General features: G+C 54.9%; 1 protein-coding gene. It reads left to right on the top strand.

Annotated features, from left to right (window positions below; genetic code table 11):
* Positions 1-255, top strand: a 255-nt coding sequence (locus tag RGM3321_RS00040) for an IS66 family transposase (protein ID WP_244390992.1), incomplete at both ends; no start/stop codon positions are given.

Genomic DNA, 255 nt, shown 5'->3' with positions numbered 1-255 from the left:
CAAACCGGCTCAGTTGATCGAAAAGAGCATGGCCAGTCCGAGCGTACTGGCCATGCTGCTGACCACCAAATATGTCGACGGTTTGCCTCTGCATCGTTTCGAAACGGTGCTGAGTCGACATGGCATCGAGATACCGCGCCAGACGCTGGCGCGCTGGGTGATCCAGTGCAGTGAGCACTTGCAGCCGCTGTTGAATTTGATGCGTGATCGATTATTCGAAAGCCCGTTTATCCACAGCGATGAAACCCGAGTCCA

It is taken from the genome of Pseudomonas sp. RGM 3321 (assembly GCF_022836805.1).
Classification (GTDB): domain Bacteria; phylum Pseudomonadota; class Gammaproteobacteria; order Pseudomonadales; family Pseudomonadaceae; genus Aquipseudomonas.
This window is presented reverse-complemented; position numbering and strand designations above follow the sequence as displayed.